The organism is Arthrobacter bambusae, from assembly GCF_022606295.1.
Taxonomy (GTDB): Bacteria; Actinomycetota; Actinomycetes; order Actinomycetales; family Micrococcaceae; genus Arthrobacter; species Arthrobacter bambusae_A.
Genome location: NZ_JAHHZS010000064.1, coordinates 1 through 8,174 on the forward strand (window position 1 = coordinate 1; position 8,174 = coordinate 8,174).

The 8,174-nt window shown below is 62.6% G+C and carries 4 protein-coding genes; 3 read left to right on the forward strand and 1 reads right to left on the reverse strand.

All coding sequences use genetic code 11. The annotated features are described in order from the left end of the window. Positions 1–225, reverse strand: a 225-nt coding sequence (locus KNN17_RS21690; RefSeq protein ID WP_241710921.1) for a DUF3417 domain-containing protein, incomplete at its 3' end; no start/stop codon positions are given. Between the two features lie 131 nt (positions 226–356). Between KNN17_RS21690 and KNN17_RS21695 the strand changes: the two genes are divergently transcribed. The 3 genes from KNN17_RS21695 to KNN17_RS21705 are packed head-to-tail and all read left to right on the forward strand — an operon-like array spanning position 357 to position 7,925. Continuing rightward, entirely contained in the window at positions 357–2,435 is a 2,079-nt protein-coding gene (locus KNN17_RS21695) for an alpha-1,4-glucan--maltose-1-phosphate maltosyltransferase (protein WP_284763318.1), read from the forward strand. Between the two features lie 5 nt (positions 2,436–2,440). Further along, positions 2,441–4,237, forward strand: coding sequence for a maltose alpha-D-glucosyltransferase (treS, locus tag KNN17_RS21700; RefSeq protein ID WP_078106529.1), 1,797 nt, complete (start codon positions 2,441–2,443; stop codon positions 4,235–4,237). A 1-nt stretch (position 4,238) separates the two neighbouring features. Next, the gene (locus KNN17_RS21705) at positions 4,239–7,925 is read left to right on the forward strand and encodes a 1,4-alpha-glucan branching enzyme (RefSeq protein ID WP_372489721.1); all 3,687 of its coding nucleotides are present in this window, start codon (positions 4,239–4,241) and stop codon (positions 7,923–7,925) included. The last annotated feature ends 249 nt before the right edge of the window (positions 7,926–8,174 follow it).

Here is an 8,174-nt window from a genome sequence, read left to right on the forward strand (position 1 = left end):
AAGTTCATTGTTGGAGGCAAGTTGGTCGAGCTGATCGCGGCTGATTGACCCGAGGAGGCTGATTGGATCGTGACGACTTTCCTCCCACAATTCCTGGTCAAGGCTCGCAAAAAGCTCGCGGGTAGGTCGGTGCCACGACCAGCGCAGATTCGTCGCGAGACGCGCGAGCGGCTGGATCGGCTCGGGGAGCAGGGTACGGACGGTAAACCTTCGAATTGCCTTCACGAGCGCCACACTAATCCACTCGGTGGACGGCAGGAACAGCTTTCGGTTTCTTTTAGGTAAATGACACATTGCGGGGAAGAGTCTGGGCTACCTCTTCGCAAAATGTGATTTTTCTCGCTAACGTCGAGGTTGTGACCACTACTGCAGCACCCCGATCCAGCTCAGCATCCAAGTCCAAGCAGAAGGCCGTTATCACTGAAGGTCTCAGGTTCGGCAGATTCCCGATCACGGCTGTCCAACCCGTGATCGAGGAAGGCCGGTTTCCGGCCAAGGCCTTGCCTGGTGAAGATTTGGTGGTCGGCGCCACGGTCTTCCGTGAGGGCCACGACCAGCTGGGGGTGAGCGCCGTCCTGCTGGACCCGAAGGGCAAAGAACGCCAGCGTGTGCGGCTTGCGCCTGCACCGGGTGAGCGCGGTAAGGGAACAGACCGTTGGGAGGGCCTGCTGACCCCGACGGCACCTGGAGCCTGGACTTTCGCGATCGAAGCCTGGCACGACCGCTATGGCACATGGCACCACAACGCCGAAGTGAAGGTCGAAGCCGGCATCGACGTGGAGCTGATGCTCGCTGAAGGCGTCGCCCTCCTCGCGGAAGCGGCGGGAGAGAGCTCGCGGAGCGCGGCGGACAAGCGCACCCTGCGGGCTGCCTCCGAAGGCCTCGCCGATACTTCCAAGACTGCCGAGGAGCGCCTTGCCGCCGGCTTCAGCACGGAGGTCGCGGCCGCCGTCGAGCGCCAGCCGATCCGTGAATTGGTGACCGTCTCGGAACAATACCCGCTCCTCGTGGAGCGCGACCTCGCCGGACGGGGCGCCTGGTACGAATTCTTCCCCCGTTCCGAAGGTGCCGTTTTCGATCCCTCCACGGGAGCGTGGACTTCGGGCAACTTCACGACAGCTGCCAAGAGGCTCGACGCCGTTGCGGACATGGGCTTCGACGTGATCTACCTGCCGCCCATCCACCCGATTGGCTTCCAGCACCGCAAGGGACGCAACAACACCCTGACCCCGGGTCCGCAGGATCCCGGCTCACCGTGGGCCATCGGCTCCGAAGCCGGCGGCCACGACGCCATCCATCCGGAATTGGGATCCTTCGAGGATTTCGACGCTTTCGTGGCCCGCGCCAATGAGCTGGGCCTCGAGGTGGCGCTGGACTTGGCGCTTCAGGCAGCCCCGGACCACCCCTGGGTGAAGACCAACCCGGAATGGTTCACGACCCGCGTGGACGGCAGCATTGCCTATGCCGAAAACCCGCCTAAGAAGTACCAGGACATCTACCCGCTGAACTTCGACAACGATCCCGCCGGTTTGTCCAAGGAAATCCTGCGGATCGTGTTCCTCTGGGTAAGCCACGGCGTGAAGATTTTCCGCGTGGACAACCCCCACACCAAACCCGTGTGGTTCTGGGAATGGCTGATCGGCAAGGTCAACAAAAAGCACCCCGACGTCGTTTTCCTCGCCGAAGCGTTCACCCGCCCCGCGATGATGCACGCCCTCGGCCGGGCAGGATTCCAGCAGTCGTACACGTATTTCACGTGGCGGAACACCAAGACCGAGCTGGAATCGTATTTCCAGGAGATCAGCCACGAATCCCCGGCGTACTTCAGGCCCAATTTCTTCGTCAACACCCCGGATATCCTCACCGAATACCTCCAATACGGGGGGCCGGCCGCGTTCCGGATCCGCGCAACATTGGCAGCCACGGCCAGCCCGCTGTGGGGCGTATACGCCGGATTCGAGCTGTACGAGCACGTGGCGCGTCCGGGTGCCGAGGAGTACATCGACAACGAGAAGTATGAGTTCAAGCACCGCGATTGGGATGCCGCGGCGGCCTCGGGGCACAGCCTGACCCCTTACATCACGAGGCTTAACGCCATCCGGAAGGCCCACCCGGCCTTGGGTGACCTGCAGAACCTGACTCTGCATCACAGCACGGATGACGCCACAGTGGTGTTCTCCAAGCACAAGACCTTGCCTGACGGCAGCAAGGACACCTTGATCATTGTGGTCAACGTCGATCCCCACGGCATCAGGGAAAGCACCGTGACCCTGGACCTCTCCGCACTTTCGCTGGATCCGGCCGACTTCACCGCCAATGGACGCTTCTGGGTGGATGATTTGGTCAGCGGCGAAAGCTGGGAGTGGGGCGAGTACAACTACGTCCGACTGGACGCGCATCAAGAACCGGCACACATTCTCAATATCCGGAGGTAGCCTTAGTGAGCTTTAATCCGCAGGGTCAGAGTCAGTACTTCACGCCGAAGAACACTTTCGAGCTGAATGCCCCGGGTCTTCAACATGACCCCCATTGGTATCGAAAGGCAGTTTTCTACGAGGTTCTGGTGAGGGCCTTCGCGGATGCGAACGGCGATGGTTCCGGTGACTTCCACGGTCTGATCGAAAAGCTGGATTACCTGCAGTGGCTCGGAGTGGACTGCTTGTGGCTGCCGCCGTTCTTCGATTCGCCTTTGCGCGATGGTGGTTACGACATTTCCGACTACACGTCCGTGTTGGACGAGTTCGGCACCATCAGCGACTTCAAGCGGCTCGTGGCCGAAGCCCATGCGAGGGGCGTGCGGGTCATCATCGACCTCCCGCTGAACCACACCTCGGACCAACACCCCTGGTTCCAGGAGTCACGTAAGAATCCGGATGGTCCGTTCGGTGACTTCTACGTGTGGAGTGACACCGACGAGAAGTACCAGGACGCGCGCATCATCTTCGTGGATACGGAAGAGTCGAACTGGACGTTCGATCCGATCCGCCGGCAGTTCTTCTGGCACCGCTTCTTCAGCCACCAGCCCGACCTGAACTTCGAAAACCCCAAGGTCGTCGAGGCCCTGCACGACGTCGTCAGGTTCTGGCTGGACCAAGGCATTGACGGATTCCGGGCAGATGCCATCCCGTACCTCTTCGAAGAAGAGGGCACCAATTGCGAAAACCTGCCGGCCACCCACGGTTTCCTGCGCGATCTTCGGAAGATGGTGGACGAGAACTACCCGGGCCGTGTGATCATCGCCGAAGCCAACCAACCGCCGCACGACGTCGTCGAATATTTCGGCACGGAGGAAGAACCGGAATGCCACATGGCCTTCCACTTTCCCATCATGCCGCGCCTGTACTATGCGCTCCGCGACCAGAAGGCCGCCCCCATCATCGAGACGCTGCGGGACACGCCGGGAATCCCGGCCGGCGCCCAATGGGGCACCTTCCTGCGCAACCACGACGAACTCACGCTCGAGATGGTCACCTCCGACGAACGTGCCGCCATGCTGGGCTGGTACGCCCCGGACCCGCGAATGCGCGCCAACATCGGGATCCGGCGCAGGCTTGCGTCGCTGCTGGACAACTCCCGCTCCGAGATCGAACTGATCAACGCGTTGCTGCTTTCCCTTCCGGGCAGCCCGTTCTTGTACTACGGGGATGAAATTGGGATGGGAGACAATATCTGGCTTGACGATCGCGACGCCGTCCGCACGCCGATGCAATGGAATCCGGACCGCAACGCAGGGTTCTCCAACGCCGACCCCGGAAAGCTGTACCTGCCTGTCATCCAGTCGCTGGTCTACAACTACAGCATGGCGAACGTCGAGGCCGAAGCGGCCCATTCCGGATCACTCCTGCGCTGGACACGGCAGATCCTGAGTGTGCGGAGGAACCACGCGGCCTTCGGGCTAGGCGGCTACCGTAACGTTCCGGCAGACCATGAAGTGGTCCTTGCCTATCTGCGCGAACTCCGGGAGGACAATCCGGAAGGCGAGGACGCCGAATCAATCCTGTGCGTCTTCAACCTGTCTCAGCATCCGGTTGCTACCACTTTGGATATCCCTGAATATGCCGGAAGAGGCTTGAGGGATGTGTTCGGAGGCCAACCGTTCCCAGGAATCGGCGCCGATGGCTCCCTGACCCTCACGCTCGGCAGCCACGACTTCTTCTGGCTTCGGATACGTTCGGCGGGTTCCACCGCCTCGTCGCCGTACACCCAGGCCATCCCAGTGCTCTCCATCGAAGGCTGAGATGAGTCTCATGGCGCCCACCACGGTCCTGGCCTCCCTGCTCAAGGAATGGCTGCCCCGGCAGCGCTGGTTTCCGGTCAAGGCGGGGTTATTCGAACTGGATTTCGTCGGTTCGTTCTCCCTTTCTGCGCCCTCCTCCGGGACCGGGTTGGAAGTCCAGCTGATCTCCGTCGCGTATGCCACGGCTGATGGCGGTCGGCAGGCCGACATCATCCAAGTACCGCTTAGCTTTCGTTCCGCGCCCTCGGCCGCTTTTGCACCTGCCTTGGTGGGTCAGGTCGGTGGAACAAGCGAGCAGAACCCGCCCGTGTGGGTATACGACGCCCCCCACGATCCTGACTTTGTGACGGCAATGCTGGATCTCATCCGCGGGCAGGCTTCGGCCGAACCCGGGGAGGGGGAATGCACGGCGAGCGGACATACGGTTCCCGGCAGCCTGCAGCTGCCCACCGCCTCAGGCTCCGTGCGTGTCTCTTCCGGCGAGCAGTCCAACACGTCAGTGATCGTCGACGACGGCATGTCCGCGGCGATCGTGAAGATCTTCCGGGTGCTTTCAGTCGGCAAGAACCCAGAGGTGGAGGTCGGCGCGGCCTTGACCTCGGCGGGAACCAAGGAAGTGCCCTCGACCCTTGGATGGATCACGGGAACATGGGAGGTACGGACACCCCTGGGACGGCACGGCACAGCTTCGGCCGATTTCGCCGTGGCCCACGAATTCCTTGCGGGCGGGCAGGACGCTTGGCGTCTCGCCGTCGACGCCGCGGCGTCGGGCACTGACTTTGCCGCCGAAGCCCGGCAGCTGGGCCAGGCGACTGCCACTGTGCACCTGCGGCTCGCGGAAACCCTCGGAACCGCCCGGGAACGCGTTCCGGGCCAGGACATCGCCCCCGAAGTAGTCCGGCGTGTCCGCCAGTCGTGGGCTGAGGCCGGTACCGCCGTCGGGCCACATGAACAGCAGCTTGAGGCACTTCTGACGCAATTGTCAGGCAAGGAAGCCGGGACGCTGCAGCGCATCCACGGCGACCTTCACCTGGGCCAGATCCTCTTGGTGCCCGGCGCCGCGGGAGAACCTGCCCGGTGGGCGATCCTGGACTTTGAGGGCGAGCCCCTGAGGCCGATCGAGCACCGTAATATTCCCGACGTTCCCCTGCGGGACGTCGTAGGGATGCTGCGCTCCTTTGACTACGCGGCCGGTGCGGCCGTCCGCGAGAACCCGGGCGCCCGGGTTCCCGCAACGTGGGTTGACGACTGCGCCGAGGCGTTCCTGGCGGGCTACAGCGACATCACCCCTGGAACCATTGACCGCCGCTCGCCGCTGTTTGTGGCATTGTGGCTGGACAAGGCCTTGTACGAGGTGATCTACGAGCTACGGAACAGGCCGGACTGGTTGCCCATTCCGGTCAATGCTTCGCGGCAGCTCCTCGGAAACACGAGCCCCGGCACGGATGCCGCGGCGACATCGGAAGGTAAGGAAATGACAGGCTCAGCACGTACCGAACGGCCCCGAGTCCCGCTGTATGTGGACGCCGCTACCCTGGGCCGGGTGGCCGCGGGCGCACACCACGCACCGCACTCGGTGCTGGGCGCCCACCTTGACGACCACGGTCACGTCACCATCCGCACGGTCAAGCACCTCGCGGCGGAAGTTGCTGTAGTCACCGAAGCCGGTTCCACCCCGATGACCCACGAGACCGACGGCGTCTGGGTGGCGGTCCTCGAGCCGTTGCAGCAGGGCCATGTCCCGGACTACCGCCTGGAGGTTGTCTACGGCGACTCCGCGCCGGTGACGATCAACGATCCCTACCACTACCTTCCAACCGTCGGCGAAGTGGACCTGCACCTCATCGGAGAAGGTCGGCACGAACGGCTTTGGGACACGCTGGGCTCGCACGTCCAGCACTACCGCTCCCCGCTCGGCGATGTGGACGGTGTGTCCTTTGCTGTCTGGGCGCCCAACGCGCAGGCAGTCCGCGTCAAGGGCGACTTCAACTCCTGGGACGGGCGTGAACACGCCTTGCGTTCCCTCGGGTCCTCGGGGGTCTGGGAAGTCTTCATTCCCGGGGTTGTAGCAGGGGCGTGCTACAAATTCGAGCTGCTCACCAAGGCAGGCCATTGGGTGGAGAAAGCAGACCCGCTCGCCTTCGGCACCGAAGTTCCGCCCTTGACCGCGTCACGCGTCGTGGAGTCCGGGTACCGCTTCAAGGACGACGCCTGGATGACGGCGCGCGCCAACAAGGATCCGCACAACTCGCCCATGAGTGTCTACGAGGTCCACCTAGGTTCCTGGCGTCTTGGGCTCGGGTATAAAGAACTGGCCAAGGACCTCGTGGAATACGTGAAGTGGCTTGGTTTCACCCACGTCGAGTTCATGCCCGTTGCCGAGCACCCCTTTGGCGGCTCATGGGGCTACCAGGTCACGTCCTACTTTGCTCCGACCTCCCGCTTCGGGCATCCGGACGAGTTCCGGTTCCTGGTCGATTCACTGCATCAGGCGGGTATCGGCGTCATCCTGGACTGGGTCCCGGCACACTTCCCGAAGGACGCGTGGGCCCTCGCCCGTTTCGACGGGGAACCACTGTACGAACACTCGGATCCCCGGCTTGGCGAGCACCCTGACTGGGGAACGCTCATCTTCGACTTCGGCCGCAGAGAGGTTCGCAACTTCCTGGTCGCGAACGCCTTGTACTGGCTTGAGGAATTCCATATCGATGGACTCCGGGTGGACGCAGTGGCCTCCATGCTCTACCGGGACTATTCGCGCGAGGAGGGGGAGTGGTTCCCCAACGTCCATGGCGGACGCGAGAACCTGGAAGCCATTTCCTTCCTCCAAGAGGTCAATGCCACGATCTACAAGACCCACCCGGGAGCAGTCACCATCGCGGAGGAATCCACGGCGTTCCCCGGCGTCACCGCGCCCACGAGCCACGGCGGCCTGGGATTCGGCATCAAATGGAACATGGGCTGGATGCACGATTCCCTCAAGTACATCGCCGAAAACCCGGTGAACCGCCGCTGGCACCACGGCACGGTGACGTTCTCCATGGTCTATGCCTTCACGGAGAACTTCCTGTTGCCCATCAGCCACGACGAGGTAGTTCACGGCAAGGGATCGATGCTGCGCAAGATGCCCGGCGACCGCTGGCAGCAGCTTGCCAACCTGCGGGTGTTTATGGCTTACCAATGGGCGCACCCGGGCAAGCAGCTCATCTTCATGGGCACGGAATTCGGCCAGGAAGCCGAATGGTCCGAACAGCACGGGCTTGACTGGTTCCTTGCCGACATCCCGGCGCACCGCGGACTGCAGTTGCTTACCCGCGAGTTGAACACGCTGTACAGCTCGACGCCGGCCTTGTACGTCCGGGACAACGAGCCAGGCGGTTTCCAGTGGATCAACGGGGCGGACGCTGACCGCAACGTACTGACCTTCATCCGGTGGGACCACGACGGCAATCCCTTGGTGTGCGCCGTGAATTTCTCGGGGGCTCCGCACCAGAACTATGTTCTTGGAGTCCCGTCCGCCGGCGCATGGAAGGAAGTGCTCAACACTGACGCCGAGGCATTCGGAGGTTCGGGTGTGATCAACGCCGGTGAACTGCTTGCCACCGCACCCGGAGCGGAAGGACTGCCTGCCGCACTGACCGTCACCTTGCCGCCGCTTGGGGCTTCCTGGTTCACTCCTGCAGGGTAGTTGTTCTGGATTTCTGCGAGTGAAGGGTCCGGAAGCCATGAGTTTCCGGGCCCTTCGCGTGGATCTTGAGGGTTGTCGCTGAAGGGCAGGAAGCCGCCTGGCGGGGCTTTTGCCTCCCCGGAGAACTGGTGGTATAGTTAGTACCCGCGCTGCTCCCCAGTGGAGATCGGTGAAGTTGACTGAGTTCCTCGTGAAGATCAAGTCAAGAACGCCGATTTGACTAGGAGGCAAGCAGCCGGTAAGTTTTAA

Excerpts from the sequence above, each read along its gene's own strand:
- KNN17_RS21705 (WP_372489721.1), top strand. The coding sequence starts at position 4,239 with ATGAGTCTCATGGCGCCCACCACGGTCCTGGCCTCCCTGCTCAAGGAA.